Origin of the sequence: Metallosphaera javensis (ex Sakai et al. 2022), from assembly GCA_021654415.1 — an archaeon.
Taxonomy (GTDB): Archaea; Thermoproteota; Thermoprotei_A; order Sulfolobales; family Sulfolobaceae; genus Metallosphaera; species Metallosphaera javensis.
Map to the genome: position 1 here is coordinate 379,737 of AP024487.1, position 14,252 is coordinate 393,988.

The 14,252-nt window shown below is 43.0% G+C and carries 21 protein-coding genes and 1 tRNA gene; 13 read left to right on the forward strand and 9 right to left on the reverse strand.

All coding sequences use genetic code 11. From position 1 onward, the window contains the following. Positions 1–12: 12 nt before the first annotated feature. On the reverse strand, positions 13–693 hold the full coding sequence (locus QVC96_RS02235; RefSeq protein WP_287689822.1) for a hypothetical protein: 681 nt from the start codon (positions 691–693) through the stop codon (positions 13–15). A 93-nt stretch (positions 694–786) separates the two neighbouring features. Between QVC96_RS02235 and QVC96_RS02240 the strand changes: the two genes are divergently transcribed. The 6 genes from QVC96_RS02240 to QVC96_RS02265 all read left to right on the forward strand — a co-directional run bounded on the left by QVC96_RS02240 (position 787) and on the right by QVC96_RS02265 (position 4,400). Beyond that, positions 787–948 (forward strand): hypothetical protein, encoded by a 162-nt coding sequence (locus QVC96_RS02240; RefSeq protein WP_238024795.1) that lies wholly within the window; start codon positions 787–789, stop codon positions 946–948. 17 nt (positions 949–965) lie between these two features. Then, positions 966–1,565 (forward strand): hypothetical protein, encoded by a 600-nt coding sequence (locus tag QVC96_RS02245; protein WP_287689823.1) that lies wholly within the window; start codon positions 966–968, stop codon positions 1,563–1,565. A gap of 23 nt (positions 1,566–1,588) precedes the next feature. After that, positions 1,589–2,200: a peptidase M50 gene (locus QVC96_RS02250; protein WP_238024793.1), complete on the forward strand. Its 612-nt coding sequence runs from the start codon at positions 1,589–1,591 to the stop codon at positions 2,198–2,200. A gap of 28 nt (positions 2,201–2,228) precedes the next feature. Continuing rightward, positions 2,229–2,756 (forward strand): rhomboid family intramembrane serine protease, encoded by a 528-nt coding sequence (locus QVC96_RS02255; RefSeq protein WP_238024792.1) that lies wholly within the window; start codon positions 2,229–2,231, stop codon positions 2,754–2,756. A 163-nt stretch (positions 2,757–2,919) separates the two neighbouring features. Beyond that, on the forward strand, positions 2,920–3,465 hold the full coding sequence (locus QVC96_RS02260) for an adenylate kinase family protein (RefSeq protein ID WP_238024791.1): 546 nt from the start codon (positions 2,920–2,922) through the stop codon (positions 3,463–3,465). Positions 3,466–3,491: 26 nt separating this feature from the next. Next, complete coding sequence (locus QVC96_RS02265) at positions 3,492–4,400, forward strand: Mrp/NBP35 family ATP-binding protein (RefSeq protein ID WP_012022099.1); 909 nt, start codon at positions 3,492–3,494, stop codon at positions 4,398–4,400. On the opposite strand, the gene QVC96_RS02270 is transcribed toward QVC96_RS02265, so the two are convergent. Further along, on the reverse strand, positions 4,370–4,585 hold the full coding sequence (locus tag QVC96_RS02270; RefSeq protein WP_238024790.1) for a hypothetical protein: 216 nt from the start codon (positions 4,583–4,585) through the stop codon (positions 4,370–4,372). The genes QVC96_RS02265 and QVC96_RS02270 overlap by 31 nt on opposite strands. A 210-nt stretch (positions 4,586–4,795) precedes the next feature. On the opposite strand from QVC96_RS02270, the gene QVC96_RS02275 reads away from it, so the two are divergent. Beyond that, the gene (locus tag QVC96_RS02275) at positions 4,796–5,143 is read left to right on the forward strand and encodes a helix-turn-helix domain-containing protein (protein ID WP_238024789.1); all 348 of its coding nucleotides are present in this window, start codon (positions 4,796–4,798) and stop codon (positions 5,141–5,143) included. Here the strand turns inward: QVC96_RS02275 and QVC96_RS02280 are convergent. Beyond that, positions 5,124–5,693, reverse strand: coding sequence for a LysE family translocator (locus QVC96_RS02280; RefSeq protein ID WP_238024788.1), 570 nt, complete (start codon positions 5,691–5,693; stop codon positions 5,124–5,126). The two genes, QVC96_RS02275 and QVC96_RS02280, sit on opposite strands and share 20 nt — an antisense overlap. 125 nt (positions 5,694–5,818) lie before the next feature. Between QVC96_RS02280 and cbp1 the strand changes: the two genes are divergently transcribed. Beyond that, positions 5,819–6,238 carry a CRISPR DNA repeat-binding protein Cbp1 gene (gene cbp1 / locus QVC96_RS02285; protein ID WP_287689824.1) on the forward strand — a complete coding sequence of 140 codons (420 nt, stop codon included), beginning with the start codon at positions 5,819–5,821 and terminating at the stop codon, positions 6,236–6,238. Here cbp1 and QVC96_RS02290 read toward each other — a convergent pair whose 3' ends face one another. Next, positions 6,239–7,384 carry a tryptophan--tRNA ligase gene (locus tag QVC96_RS02290; protein ID WP_287689825.1) on the reverse strand — a complete coding sequence of 382 codons (1,146 nt, stop codon included), beginning with the start codon at positions 7,382–7,384 and terminating at the stop codon, positions 6,239–6,241. It lies immediately after the preceding gene. Between the two features lie 45 nt (positions 7,385–7,429). Further along, complete coding sequence (cdvB1/B2, locus tag QVC96_RS02295) at positions 7,430–8,065, reverse strand: cell division protein CdvB1/B2 (protein WP_238024786.1); 636 nt, start codon at positions 8,063–8,065, stop codon at positions 7,430–7,432. A gap of 260 nt (positions 8,066–8,325) precedes the next feature. On the opposite strand from cdvB1/B2, the gene QVC96_RS02300 reads away from it, so the two are divergent. Then, positions 8,326–8,586, forward strand: coding sequence for a hypothetical protein (locus QVC96_RS02300; RefSeq protein ID WP_287689826.1), 261 nt, complete (start codon positions 8,326–8,328; stop codon positions 8,584–8,586). Between the two features lie 3 nt (positions 8,587–8,589). Further along, positions 8,590–9,297, forward strand: a complete 708-nt coding sequence (gene alaXM, locus QVC96_RS02305; RefSeq protein ID WP_287689827.1) for an alanyl-tRNA editing protein AlaXM — start codon at positions 8,590–8,592, stop codon at positions 9,295–9,297. On the opposite strand, the gene QVC96_RS02310 is transcribed toward alaXM, so the two are convergent. Together QVC96_RS02310 and QVC96_RS02315 are read right to left on the reverse strand one after the other, a co-directional pair. Beyond that, entirely contained in the window at positions 9,294–10,259 is a 966-nt protein-coding gene (locus tag QVC96_RS02310) for a pyridoxal phosphate-dependent aminotransferase (protein ID WP_287689828.1), read from the reverse strand. The two genes, alaXM and QVC96_RS02310, sit on opposite strands and share 4 nt — an antisense overlap. After that, a complete protein-coding gene (locus QVC96_RS02315) occupies positions 10,259–10,840 on the reverse strand; it encodes a helix-turn-helix domain-containing protein (protein WP_238024782.1) in 582 nt (193 codons plus the stop codon). The genes QVC96_RS02310 and QVC96_RS02315 overlap by 1 nt, the downstream gene beginning before the upstream one ends. Positions 10,841–11,015: 175 nt before the next feature. On the opposite strand from QVC96_RS02315, the gene QVC96_RS02320 reads away from it, so the two are divergent. Then, positions 11,016–11,104 (forward strand) — tRNA-Glu (locus tag QVC96_RS02320). Positions 11,105–11,592: 488 nt separating this feature from the next. Here QVC96_RS02320 and QVC96_RS02325 read toward each other — a convergent pair. Beyond that, entirely contained in the window at positions 11,593–12,486 is an 894-nt protein-coding gene (locus QVC96_RS02325; RefSeq protein WP_287689829.1) for a translation elongation factor, read from the reverse strand. 41 nt (positions 12,487–12,527) lie between these two features. On the opposite strand from QVC96_RS02325, the gene QVC96_RS02330 reads away from it, so the two are divergent. Further along, positions 12,528–12,788 (forward strand): TIGR00304 family membrane protein, encoded by a 261-nt coding sequence (locus QVC96_RS02330; protein WP_287689830.1) that lies wholly within the window; start codon positions 12,528–12,530, stop codon positions 12,786–12,788. 159 nt (positions 12,789–12,947) lie between these two features. Next, positions 12,948–13,865 (forward strand): transcription initiation factor IIB, encoded by a 918-nt coding sequence (locus QVC96_RS02335; protein ID WP_238024774.1) that lies wholly within the window; start codon positions 12,948–12,950, stop codon positions 13,863–13,865. Between the two features lie 24 nt (positions 13,866–13,889). Here the strand turns inward: QVC96_RS02335 and yciH are convergent, their stop codons facing one another. Beyond that, positions 13,890–14,189, reverse strand: coding sequence for a stress response translation initiation inhibitor YciH (gene yciH, locus QVC96_RS02340; RefSeq protein ID WP_238024773.1), 300 nt, complete (start codon positions 14,187–14,189; stop codon positions 13,890–13,892). Positions 14,190–14,252 lie beyond the last annotated feature (63 nt).

Below are 14,252 nucleotides of genomic sequence, written 5' to 3' on the forward strand. Positions count from 1 at the left end.
AGGATAGAGTAATTATTGAAGTTGAGAAGGAACTGCCTCGAAGTTGAGAAGGAACTGCCTCGCTAGAGTCGCATTGGTGTAATTGTTGTATCCGAAGAAAATTACATAGGGGTCCTTAAATGTCAGGTAACCAGCCAGTCTTGACGCATTAATTTGGGAGAAGTTTTGCAACGCGAGAAAGTAGTAGGTCTTAAACGTGGAGATCACATCTGTTGATGCCTGCACGTTTTTTCCGAGTGGCACACCGTACGTGACGTTCAGTTGACATAGGAATTGAGATATGTTATTCAGAAGCTTGACCCTGAGCGTGGTCAGATTTACGTATAGCTCATGAACTGGAAGTAACTTGGCCTCAGTACTATTTATTAGAGGAGATACTTCCTGCAGGTACTGCTGTTGATACTGGGAAATAACTTCGTAGGGAGTTACAACCTTGGCATCCTGAAGGTAATGGAGATTTTTCTGTAACTCGCTAAATGATTGATTATAGGAACCATTAACAATGACATATATCTCGCTGTACGACGTTTGTGACAGGTTAAAGTATTCTTTAGCCTCGTTCTCCACGACCACACTTTGATATGCGGAGGAAAGGAATGGCGAATCGCTGTAAACAAAGTAGTTCTGTACCTGAATAACCAACGGTGCCAGTATTACCATCAGCAGTATCCACAGAACGAGGAGATATTTCATTGATGATTGTTAATTCAACCACATAAAATGGTTAAGGAAATACCACTTTTACGAATGTAACCCATTTATTCAATTAGGTCTACTATTTACTCCATGCAGTCCCTTAAAGATGCGTTAGCCCTGCTGGAGCAGGTGGAAAAGATACTGAGCTCCTATAACCCTAAGGGCGAGGAGGATAAGAATCTCCTCAACCTGTTAATAACAAAAAACATGAAAATTGAAGCGGAAGCCTATGCAAAATATATAAGGAGTTAATCCCATTATTATTTTTCGTGGTATTTGAGATTCAATTAAATGTAGCTGATTGTGAGGGCAAAAGAGGAATAACTCGGGAAGGTCACTTGTTCTGCATCTCGAGTTTCCTTAACGAAGAACTACAGAGGTTAAAGATACCACCCATAATTTTTGCTGAAGCTGTGATCGACTTCCTAAATGAGGGAAGCGCAAGCTTCACCGCGTACTGGGGCTCTGGAGAGAATGGTGGAACCACCAGGATCCTTGATCTAAGTGTGGTAACTCCCGATAGAACTAGGAGGCTGTTCCTGGTAATCTCCAGGTTTAATGGAATAAACGAGATAACCCTCCTGGAACCGTTCTATTTTACTAATGTCATGGAGAAACTCATTTCCTATGGCAAGAACTTAGAGAGATATCAGCTCACTATGCCCTTCCTCTATAAGTTCGTTATCTTCGAAGCTTTCCACACGTTTAGCAGGGTAACCAACGTAAAATACCAGGGAATAGTATCAGAAGGTACAGAGAAATACATGGTAGCCCTGGAAAAGGAGAAGGCATTACTCTGGAAAATTGAGGAACCCAAAATGAATCTAGTTAATAGGGAGAATATCACGCTTATACATTTAAACTACTGAGCTAATCCGGTTGGAGAAGAGATTTGTCATGGCTTAGGGAGTGGGAATGGAGATTTAGTAGGCTAAATGAGACTGAATCTTTCTTGCTAGCGATATTTTCAATTGCTGTGAAGGGACTTTCTCTATATCTAGTGTCAGGATTCTTTGGATTCGGTGTTCTGGCCGCCTTGGTCGCAGCAACAATTGCCATAGTACCCCATGAGTTAGCACATAGACAGTCAGCAAGGAGATACGGATGTTATTCTAGGTTTACCCTTAACTTCACGGGTTTTCTTTTCACCACAATTATTAACTTGCTACCGTTCTTTGGTCTGGTATTCTTTTCCGGGTATACTCTGATTTCCTGCAGATTTTTCTCCGCCGACAAGAGAATTGAAGGAATAACCGCGGCCGCCGGGCCAGCAACTAATATTGCAATATCACTGATTTTCCTCCTTGGAGCTATAGCTGTATCCAACCCTCTTTTGGCCTTCTTCCTCCAAGTAATCTCAGGGTTTAACGCGGTTGTGGCCTTCTTCAACCTACTTCCCTTCTGGATACTGGATGGCCTGAAAATATTCAGGTGGAACATAGGGGTATGGATAACACTCATCGCATTATCTCTCGTGTTAATGTATTTTACAGGGGAGATCTGAAATAACAATCAAACCAACCATAGTCCTCATGGCGTTAATTCTTGCGGGATTCATTACAGGAATCATTACATATAACATTAGCCCATATCTCTTTTCATTTCTAATTCAAGTGAACTATCTAGTACTGAGAGGGGATTATGTCTCCCTGGTAACCTCTATCTTCGTTACCAACAGTTTCACTGACTTTATTTTCAATTTCTTTTCTATGGGTGTAATATACTATCTTTTCGGGTCTAAGGCGGGTAAGCTGGAGTATATAACTTTCCTAGTGTCTGGAATAATAGGAAATATACTAACTCTGGTATTCTTTCCCCCGTACGTTGCGTCGGCAGGAGCTTCGGGAGGCATCTTCGGAGTCCTAGCATATTACATTATAGATGACATGCTGGAGTTCAATAGGCTTGACTGGAACGGTCTTGCTTTACTTATAATCGTTTTCGTTCTCAGTGATATAATACCTGGCGTGAACTACATAGCCCATATTGGGGGAGTGCTAGGAGGAGTAGTTCTAGCCATTGGAAGAAAGAGGCTTTTAGGGCATTCGCAAGTAAAATAAAATTCATGAACTTGTTTGAACTCGTTCTGTTCGTCACAGGCTTGATCATGTTCCCATATGGAATGTATGAGATCGCGAAAGGTGACGGCACGACTAAGACAAAGCTTACCCTGATCATCACTTCATTAACGTTATTTATTATCGAAAGCATTCTTGCATTTAGATGATTATTGTAATTACAGGGACGCCTGGTGTTGGCAAAACCACAGTCAGTCTCTTGTTATCACAACGTCTGGGACTAGAGTATCTTCACGTCTCCAATTTTGTGATTGAGAGAAGATTATACAGAAGCTATGATAGTCTTAGATCCTCCTTTGAGATAGACGATGAGGAAGTGGCCAAGGAACTTAATCACTATCTAAGTCAAAGAAAAGACGTTGTATTGGAGACTGTCTATCCCTCGCTTGTGGACAACGCAGATAAAGTAGTGGTGTTGAGAAGGCACCCTAAGGTGTTATACGACGAATTGAAAAGGCGTGGATGGAGCGAAATAAAGGTGATAGAGAACGTAGAGGCAGAGATCCTGGGTTATGTGGCGCAGGAAGCCAAAGAGTGGTTCAAGGAGAGCTGTGAAATAGATACTACTAATCTTTCTCCTGAGGAAGTAATTACAAAAATTCTTGAGAATAAATGTGATAAACCCATAGATTGGCTAGATTTTCCGGATGTCCAGGATCTGCTTCTGGCTTTAGATAAGATTATTAGTTGACCATGAAGATATGTTAATTGAGAAAAATGAGTTCCAATCCGTTTAGATTGCAATCGCCACAACCTACAAAGCAACCTAGGGACCTTAGGAAAGCGCCTGCACCCCAGGTCCAAGGAGCAGATCTCAAGATTCAGTCAAGGATGAAAAACGTGAAGTATAAGATAGCCATCCTCAGTGGAAAGGGAGGAGTTGGTAAATCATTCGTTTCATCTAACCTAGCTATGGCCCTAGCTGCTGCTGGAAAGAGTGTGGGAATTATTGACGTTGATTTCCACGGCCCATCAGTTCCCAAGATGCTTGGTGTTAGGGGGCAGATGCTCACAGCAGATGACAACGGGATAAATCCTGTGAATGGACCATTTGGTATAAAGGTTGTTTCCATTGACTTTCTGCTTCCTAGAGACGACACTCCCGTTATATGGAGAGGATCCATAAAGCACTCAGCAATTAGGCAGTTCTTGGGAGACGTGAACTGGGGTCAGCTGGACTATCTAATCATAGACATGCCTCCAGGAACGGGAGATGAAGCCCTCTCAGTAGCTCAGCTGGTCCCCAACATAACCGGGTTCATCATTGTCACCATACCCTCTGAGGTATCAACCCTGGCCGTAAGGAGGTCAATTAACTTCACCAAGACGGTAAACACTAAGATACTTGGGGTTGTGGAAAATATGAGCTACTTTGTGTGCCCCTCAGAGGGGAAGAATTATTACATCTTCGGACAGGACAAGGGAAAGAAGATGGCTGAGGAGTTGGGAGTACCCCTTCTAGGACAAGTTCCTCTGGATCCCAGAATTGCAGAGTCCAATGATCTCGGGGAGCCGTTCTTCTTGAAGTATCTAGATTCGCCGGCCTCTAAGGAATTCCTCAAAATAGCTGATAAAGTAATAGAAATGGTTGAAAATCAGAAATTATCTGATCTTAATCTGAAATAAAATTTTCTCCTCTCATAGTCGGGATATTTTTCTATTTCTCCCTTTCTGACCATCATTGCCAATGTCTCCCTAAGTTCCAGAGCAGTGAAACGAACTCCTTTCTCCATTAATCTATCCCGTATTTCCTCAGATATCATAGGTCTTTCCCTAAGTAGAGATTTTATCTGTTCCTCCAAGCTTTCCATGAATACAAAACGCCGTTCAGATTTAAAAAATTGGAGAAACGAAAGGATCCTAGCGCATGTAGGATGCATTGAGGATCTTTAGCTGAATAATACCTCTCGCTCGAGATCCTCACAAACCAGGAAGCCGTATTGCCATTTACCGAAAAGGTTTCCCAATCACAATAAAACTTTAAAAACAATAAAAACTAAATGTTAAACGGTGCAATTTAATTGATAACTGAGCTTGCGGAAAGAAATATCCTCTTGAAAAGGTTCCTAATGGTAGGCTATGGGCTCTCAGAGGCTGACGTAGAGGCTTTCATAAGGATAATTAAGGGTTCTGAGGGAAGGGATGTGGATTACATTGCCTCGGAGCTGGGAATAAGCAAAAGCAGGGCCAGTCTGATTCTTAAGAGACTCTCAGACGCGGGATTGGTTACCAAACAGAAGAGCACCGGCTCGAAGGGAGGCAGGCCCAAGTATGTGTATAGAGTGGACAGGAACGAAGTAATAGAAAAAATGAAAATGAGAGCCTCTGAGCTTTGCTCTGACCTATCCTCTATAATATCTGGGTTATGAGAAGAACACCTTGGACCAGTATATAAATCCCAAATCCAAGTAAAATAATAAATGATGCAATTTTTATAGCTCTTGCTAGTCTTTTACCGAATTTGTTTATAATGAAAGGGAAAAGTGTTATCCAGACCACTATTCCACTGAAGAAGCCCGGTATTACCAGAATGCCAAATTGTTGAATCATGAACAGTCCACTGGTCAACCACCATGTGATCTGAAAGGGGTTGGTGAGCCCCATGGTCAAACCTGTCAGGTAATTGGCCCTGGAGGTTCTGTTGGACAGAGTGGATTTTAACACCCCAAAGGCCAACCATATCATTATGCCTCCTCCAACTAAATAGAATACATACCTGGCGTCCCTGGGCAAAAAATCTCCAAATACAAGGGTCAGAACAAAGAACACCATATCAGCGGTCATGGCGCCAAGACCCACGCTTATTCCGTGCAACTTGGATCTGAGAGACTCGGAGGCTATCACCGAATTCACTGGACCTGGAGGAGCTGCCAGCGACAGTCCCAATGCCAGACCAAAGATCATAAGTAGGGCATTCACGTAACCTAATAACCTGTGATCTTTAAATAGATTTAACCTTCTAACCCCTGCTTTTGACGGGTTATAAGAAGAATAAAAAAGATTTTGGGGAAAAATATAAAAAGAGTGAAAGAGAACTTTTCGTTATGCAAGAGGATATTACTGAAAAAGCAAAGAAAATGTACGAGAGCGGGAGATCAATAAGGGAGATAGCCAAGGAGCTAAGCCTCAGCTACTCCAGGGCCAGAAGGATACTTAAGGACAGCGGTGTTCAGTTCCGTGGAAAAACCCCACCTGAGCTAATTCAGCAGGTAATTGAATACGGGAAACAAGGGTACAGCGCAAATAAGATCAGTAAACTTCTCAAAATGAACTCCAACACTGTTCTAAGAATACTGAAAAAGCACAACCTAGTCAAGACCAAGAGAAAGTTAACCCAGGATAAAATACAGCGAATCATGGAAATGTACAAGAGCGGAGCTTCCATTTACAAGATTGCAAAGGAGCTTGATATATCCACCAATCTAGTGGTATATTACCTGAAAAAGTTACAATTAAAGAGCTAATTATTCGTGAATTTTCTGCCACATCTGAACTGCCAGCTTCCCCTCATACTTGAATTCCTTAACTAGTTCCTTGGCCTTCTCCCTTCTTTCCCTGTGCCTCTCTAGGAAAGTATTAAGCTTCTCGACGAGGATCTGTTTTATCTCACCTGTGAGCATCTTTCCTGATCTGTACTCCTCTCCAATCTTACGTATTCTATCGTCATCCTCCTCAAAGAAGTAATAGAGCCATTGATAAGGCACGTCTATATCCAAGTTAGCTCCCAGTTTCTTCTGAAGTTCAATTGTGGGTTGTCCTCCAGAGAAGGCATACTTCATGATCTTTCTCTCAACGGTCTTTGGATCGTCAGAAAGGTATATGGCAGACTCGGGTATTGAGGAGCTCATTTTTCCCTCAGGACCCGTGAGAGGAGGCAGGAATTTACTATGTATCTGAGCCGCCTTATAATATCCTAGACTCTCGGCAATATCCCGCTGTAATCTCCAGTATGGGTCCTGATCTATCCCTGCGGGTATGAGGCATCTCCTCCTCTCAAACATTGTGGGTGCTATTTGAAGGGAAGGATAGAAGATAATACCTATATTGGAAGATACGTCCAACCCAAAGGTCGCCTTCACTTCCGAGAAGGTCAACTTCTTGGCAATCTTAATGGCTAGAGGGTACATGTTCCTTATGTATTCGGTGTCCTGAAAGATGAATGTCTTGTCCGGATCAAAACCAGCTGCTATTATGTCTAGAATATTGTCTAGGGCCCACTGCCTGGTTTGATCCAGGGTGTAGTCCTGATTCCGCATAAACTTCTCGTCATCTGTGACCTCTATATACACGTTAACCCCGAACTTCTGCTGGAGCCACGCAGTGAAAATGAAGGGGATCATATGACCTATGTGCATTCCAAGGGATGGAGCTCTACCAGTATACAGGAAGAAACCCTTCCCTGCCTTCCAGTCCTTCAGGACAAGGTCAAGATCTCTATGGGAGAAAAAGATTTCCCTCCTGAGCATGGGATGCATATCCCCAACAATGGAACGTATCTCCTGTCTTAATTCGTCTGTTATCTTTTGAGTCCCAAACTGGATGATTAGCCTGTCGTAATCAACCTTACCCTTAACTTCCCAAGGAGTAACAGAGTAGTTTCCTTCCGCCACAAGAAGAAGTAAAATAGGAAAATAAAATATCTTGGGCCCTTGGGCTTATGCCCTCTGGGCCAGTGCGTTCACGGGAAGATCTGGGAACTTCTCCTTCATTCTCTGTTCCGCTATAGCCGATGCCTCGTCCAGTATCTTTCTGGCCTCCGGTGTGGCAGCAGATGTGTAGGAGTATCCTCCTGCAAAGTCTCCTGCCTCTATTACCACGGTCTGTAGATCCTCAGACAGCGAGGAGAGTTCCAGGGATATCTCTGGCATGACTCCCTTTAGTACTGACTTAAGCTCGTTCACTACTCCCACCACAGGAATAAGGTTTACAAAGACCTCACTGATCTCGCTCACCGTCTCCAATCTAAGCTGAACTTGCTCCAATGCTATCTGCGTCATGATCAGTTGCTTGCTCATCTTTCTTATTTCTGCGACTTCATTTGCATACATTGCTGCCCTGCTGGTGTCCTTAGCCATCTGGGCACTTACTACCCTCTCAAAGAGTGTTCTGTCCCTCTCCTGCAGTCTCGCTATGTGAACGTCAAGCCTGTTTATCATTGAGCCCAGCTTATACCTGGCCTGAACTATCCTGTATTTCAAGGGCTCTTTGCTCTTAAAGGCTCCCTTGAATCCTTCCCATGCACTCCTGTCATCAGATCCAGCCCAATACTTTTGGAAATCTTTTCCAAGCATCTTGATATCTATATTGGGCGAAGTACGGTTAAAAGAGAGAAGAGATGGTAATATGGAATTGGTAGTTTCATCTAAAATAACCATATTTATATTACAACAGACCAGAATATTCGTTTGGAACTCGTACGAATAATCCATAAAATTTGACCTTGCGATGTAATACCACGTTCTAACTTCGTCCTGTTCCCTATTCATTTCTTCACTTCACTGTAATCCAAGGTTTATAACTTAGGGCAACGTTAATTATAACGTGGTATTTCTTGCCCTTCGTTCAAATTGACGATTCAGATGTAGATATCCTCACGGATGAAACTAGGGTTCATGTTTACATTGATCTTAGAGGGCTGGATCTAAAGGAGACCAGCTTGGCAATTCGTGCTGATATTTCCACAGTTTACGTCTACAATAAGGATTTGAGGAACGTGATAAAGATAGTGAGGTTGCCAGTGCAGGTCAAGTCCTTCCCCCTCTCCTATTACCTGAGGAACGGGGTGCTTGGAATAACCCTAGAGAGGCTGTAGGGGATGGCAACGGAACAACTCTACGCCAAGGACTCATACATGAAGAACTTTTCAGCAAAAATAGTCAGAATAGTGCCCCCAGGTGTTATTCTCGATAGAACAGCATTTCATCCCCGGGGAGGAGGACTGGAATCGGATACTGGAATTATTCTCTATGAAGGGAATACATACAAGGTGACAGAAGTTAAATTCGAGGGAAACGAAATTGTTCATGTCCTTGATAGGATTGATGGACTTAGAGAAGGTAGTGAAGTCGAGGGAAGAATAGACTGGGACCAAAGGTACAGAATGATGAGACTTCACACAGCATCGCATATAATCGCATCAATTGCCTTCTCCAAATATAACGCGCTAATCACCGGAGGTAACATCACTCCCGAGTATGCAAAGGATGACTTTAACGTTGAGAACAAGGATATACTTCCAAGAATAGTGGAGGAGGCAAATGAAATAGCAAGGAAGGGAATTAATGTGAAGGTTTATTTCCTGCCTAGAGAAGAGGCCATGAAAATACCTGGAGTGGTCAAACTGGCAGAAAAGATGCCACCTGAGCTGGAGACGTGGAGAATCGTGGAAATAGAGGGGGTTGATGTACAGGCTGATGGTGGCCCCCACGTTAGAAATACCAGCGAAATTGGAAACATAGAGGTTATTAAGGTAGAGAACAGGGGAAAGGGAAAGAAGAGGCTCTACTATACCGTAAAGCCTTAGCTAGGTATTTCCAGTTCTTGAAGAATTTCCTGCAGGACCAAGATAAGTTCTGGGAAGTCGATTCTAAGGGAAAACCTGAAATGGTTCCCTCTCAGACCCACGAAATTGGAGCAATTCCTTACGTAATATCCCCGTCTCAGTAACTCGTGGTTTAGTCTTTCCGCGGGGACAGGAGCCTCAGCCAGAACGTATGGTGCGTGAGATTTGTAGACCCTCAGTCCATGAATCCTTCCAATTCTGTCAAGACTCACCTTCACCTCCTCACGCGATTTAGAGAAGAAATTTTTCGCCTCTCGTGGGTTAATATTTGAAAATGCGTAGTATGCAATCCCATTAACTCTCCAGGGTGGAGCATGGCGCTCCAGGATCCTGCTCATATTTCCTATGGTAAAACCTAGCCTCAATCCCGGGACTGAAAAGGCCTTTGTGAATGAAGAGATCACAAGAAGATTGGGAAATTCCTCCGCCAGATCCACAAAGGAATCAACGGGACTTATATCAGCAAACGATTGATCGAGGACTAGGATTTTACCCTCCTGAAGGAAGGAGATCACGTCGTCCCGGGAAAGCGAGGCCCCTGTGGGATTATTGGGATGGCTTGTGATTACCTTATTACCTTGAAGGGTAAACCTGAACTCTTCGTCCTCATGAGCTAGGTATATCCAGCCTCTTGGGTATTCCTGATAATTGGGTTCAGGGACAAAGAAGTCTCGATCAAGGAGGGATATGGCCTCACTAGCTCCATTGAACACGGCAATAATCTCCTCATTCACGTCATAGATCTCTGAAATAACCCTTTTCAATTCTCGATAGTCGTCTGGATAAAAGGAGTAAACCTTACTCCTCACAGCCTCCTCTATCAGTTCCTCAAGGAACTTGGGAACGCCAAGTGGATTAAGATTAACACTGAAGTCCCTGATTGATGATGGCCTTCCCTTCTCCCACCTCAATCCTCCATGCATTACAATCCCTTTTCGTCAAAGTAGTTCACGATCACATTCTTTTCTGCCCTTCTGATAATCTCTGAGAGGGAGGAAACACTTAACTCCAGCTTCTCTGCTAGAGCTCTTATGGTAATCTTTCTCGGGAACTCGTAATAACCGGCCTCAAGGGCTATCCTGAGTATCTGTTCCTGCCTAGCCGTGAGGATATCCTCGGTCTTGTACTTGGTTACCTTTATCACCTTAGCACTAACGCCACGCTCATGAAGTTCCCGCAACAACTTCTTTAGTTCCTGATAACCGCTCAGAATAACTGTCCAGACGGTCGAATTTCCATTAACAACACCATTGACAATTATGTACTTGGAAAGGATCTCCTCCACCACTCCCTTAACCTTCATCGTTCCAAGGTACTTCAGCTTGGAGACTTTACTGAAGTTTCCCTGTAGTTTACTCACGGAATCGTCAACGCCCTTAACCTCGACCAAAAGCCTCTGAAGTTCTCCTTCCTGCTTTATATCGAGAATCGTGAGCGTTCCCTTCTCTGGATTAAGGTCAAGTAACGATATTGTAGGTGTAATGAAAGTGACTCTAAGGATCACGAGTATACACGGGTTTCATGGTTATTTAGATTTACTTTATAACCACTAAAATTGTGAATCCTTACAGTGGAAAACATTCGAACCAAGGATACTCCCTTGCTGTTAATTAACTTAAAAAACTATAACTTATGGAGGTCAAGATAAGTTTTATATACTTAGTTGTATTATTTTCATTGCCGCGGTAGTATAGCCCGGCCATGCTCTGCGCCGAGAGTATGCGGGCCTTTCGAGCCCGTGACCCGGGTTCAAATCCCGGCCGCGGCACTAATTTTCTGTTAAATTGAAAATGAATAACGTTGTCTTTATAAAGGCGTAAATGGAACAGATTTTTTTGACCAATGTCACTCTTTCCTAGTACAGTTTGTCATGTATTTCGCGTTAAAGGCTCCTTAAATGCGCAACAGTATGGAGCCCTGCTTTCCGATAAGTGGAGAGTGTTGTAATAAGAATCCTTATCTTGATCTAGAATAACATAATTAGTACTTTCCTGAACCTTCAAGCCTATTTTATCTAAAAATCTTTCAGTTCTGTCCCAATAGTCTCACAATTATATTTTCCTTTTAAGGTCTATGGCATTGCTCGTTTATGAATGATTTTCATTTCAACATAAACTTCCTTGAAAAGTATCTTAGTGCGTTAAAATCCGTGAAAACACTACATTGTGATAAGTAAGATACCTAACCCAGAAAAACCTCCAACTCTTCAAGGAAAGCGATAACAGGGAAGTGGCCTGTCTGCTTTTCAAATAGTTTTTAGGGTAAAAAATACCCCGCTACCCTAGGTTTACCCTGCTTTGTGTTTACGTTTAGGATAACTATCCTCTTCGGTTTTGGGATAGGCTGATTAAGTGTTACCTTATATTCCTCTCCATTTTTTTGAAGAGATCCTGTTACTGAAACTCCGTATGTCACGAAATGAAACTGGCCCTCAGAGACCTGAGTCCAGGGGAACATGATTGCCTTGCCTGTAAATTCTTTCTGAGCCTTCACTCCAGGCTTCACCATTAGATATGAGTCCTTTACTTCCTCTTCCTTCACATTTCTCAATGCCAGTCCTACCCTTACACCAGGACCCACACCCTCCTGGTCCTCATCTAAGACCTGAATACTCTTGATCTCTGTTTCCTTCATGGAGGGAAGCAGGACCAGCTTGTCATGTACCTTCAACTCCGTCATGGAAAATCCTGTGACAACTACACCCACTCCCTTAACCACGAAGGCCTTATCAATATATACCACCCCGTTATCTTCCATTACGCTCTCTTCGTCTACCGGTTCCTGAACTATTGGCGAAGTCTCCAGGGATGTACCCTTAAAGATCTTCCGTATCTCGGTCTCTCCTCTATTGGTCACTATGAATGTTGGTAGGCCTGAGGCTGTGGACAAAAGAGCTAACTCGCCATCAATCCAGGATAGACTGTCCCCAACATGGATGAATATCTTGGAGGAGAGCGTCGCTATTTCGGCTATGTCCAATATCTTTTCCGGGTACTCTGTAGAGGATAGAATTGACCTAATGTAGTCGCCATTTCTCCTGTAAAATATCCTTATTTTACCATCCTCGTGAAGCTTCCCAAGCTTTTCGGCTATGGTCTTCGCCATATCCCTATTCCCTGCCAATACGGACATGATGTTGCCCTTGTACAAGTTAAGTCACCAATATTAGGGAGATCATCGAGTCTGATATTATGAGGTTAACCCTTGCAGGAATTATTCTGATCTTTGCAGGCTTTCTGCTACTCTTTGCGAGCACATTCACCTCTGTACAGCCTTCTAATACAACAGTGGGCGGAGTTATCTTGATAGGACCTGTACCCATAATATTCGGTAAAGGTTATTCGGGAGACCTTATCCCGCTCATGATAATAGGAATAATCTTTACCATCATTGCTCTAGTATTTTTCTTTGGCTCTATCCTCCTTCTAAGAAGACCTAGAGATGGCACCTAGGTAACCCAATATCTCCCGCTATGTCGTTACACGGAACTCCGGTTAGGACCAAAGCGTAGACAGGAAAGACGCTAAGTCGATAGAAAAGTTTATATAGGGGTAGAAGTAAAATTTATAAATGCTTTTGTCTCGGTTTAGATTTTCCGCATGGTGAACTTCATGAGTAAGGAAAATTCGTCAGATAATCAGTGCCCCCCTGATAAAATAATTTTCGACGCCGATAGGGGGGAATACATCTGCTCTGAAACAGGTGAAGTCATAGAGGAGAGAATAGTTGATCAAGGTCCAGAGTGGAGAGCCTTTACTCCTGAGGAGAAGGAGAAAAGGAGCAGGGTTGGCGGACCTCTTAACCAGACCATACATGATCGTGGATTGTCCACATTGATAGATTGGAAGGATAAGGATGCCATAGGAAGAAACCTTGATCCTAAGAGGAGACTGGAGGTACTGAGATGGAGAAAATGGCAGATCAGGGCCAGGATTCAGAGTTCAATCGATAGGAACCTCGCTCAAGCAATGAATGAACTGGAGAGAATTGGAAACCTTCTGGGTCTACCCAAGTCAGTTAAGGATGAAGGAGCACTGATTTATAGGAAGGCCGTTGAGAAGGGCTTAGTTAGGGGAAGATCTATTGAAAGTGTTGTAGCAGCCGCGATTTATGCTTCATGCAGACGCATGAAAATAGCTAGAACTTTAGACGAAATTGCACAATACACCAAGGCTAATAGAAAGGAAGTGGCCAGATGCTATAGACTCCTATTGAGAGAACTTAACGTAGATGTTCCAGTTAGTGATCCAAAGGATTACGTTACAAGGATTGGATCCCTGCTCGGTCTTAGCGGAGCTTCAATGAAACTTGCCGCAGAGATACTTGAGAAGGCAAAGAACGTTGGACTCACCGCAGGGAAGGATCCAGCGGGACTGGCTGCAGCTGCAATTTACATCGCCGCCCTACTCAACGAGGAAAGGAGAACACAGAAGGAAATAGCCCAGGTTGCTGGAGTTACTGAAGTAACTGTCAGGAACAGATACAAGGAGCTTATTCAAGAACTAAAGATTGAAATACAAAATCAATAATCTTTTTCTTTGTTTTTAGTTTGATTATTCTATTACCATTATGTTAGACTCAGGAAAACCTAGTTTTACAAGTAAGTCCCTAGCTCTCTCCCTATGATCTCCCTGTATCTCTATGCGCCCATTTTTCACAGTGCCACCTGCGGCAAGTTTTGACTTAAGCTCAGAAGCTATCTTCTTGAGATCGGCATCGTCTCCCAAACCTTCTATAACTGTAACCTCTTTTCCATATCTTCTTTTTTCAAGTTTTATCTTGATGAATTGTTCTTCTTTATTTAATTGTTCACATACTTCCGGTGGAAGTCCTCCACACAAACTGTCTGCCATTTTGTAACATCATATTATGAAAGGGCCTTTTTAGGCTTTTCTATCGAGGGTAAGATTTAAAAC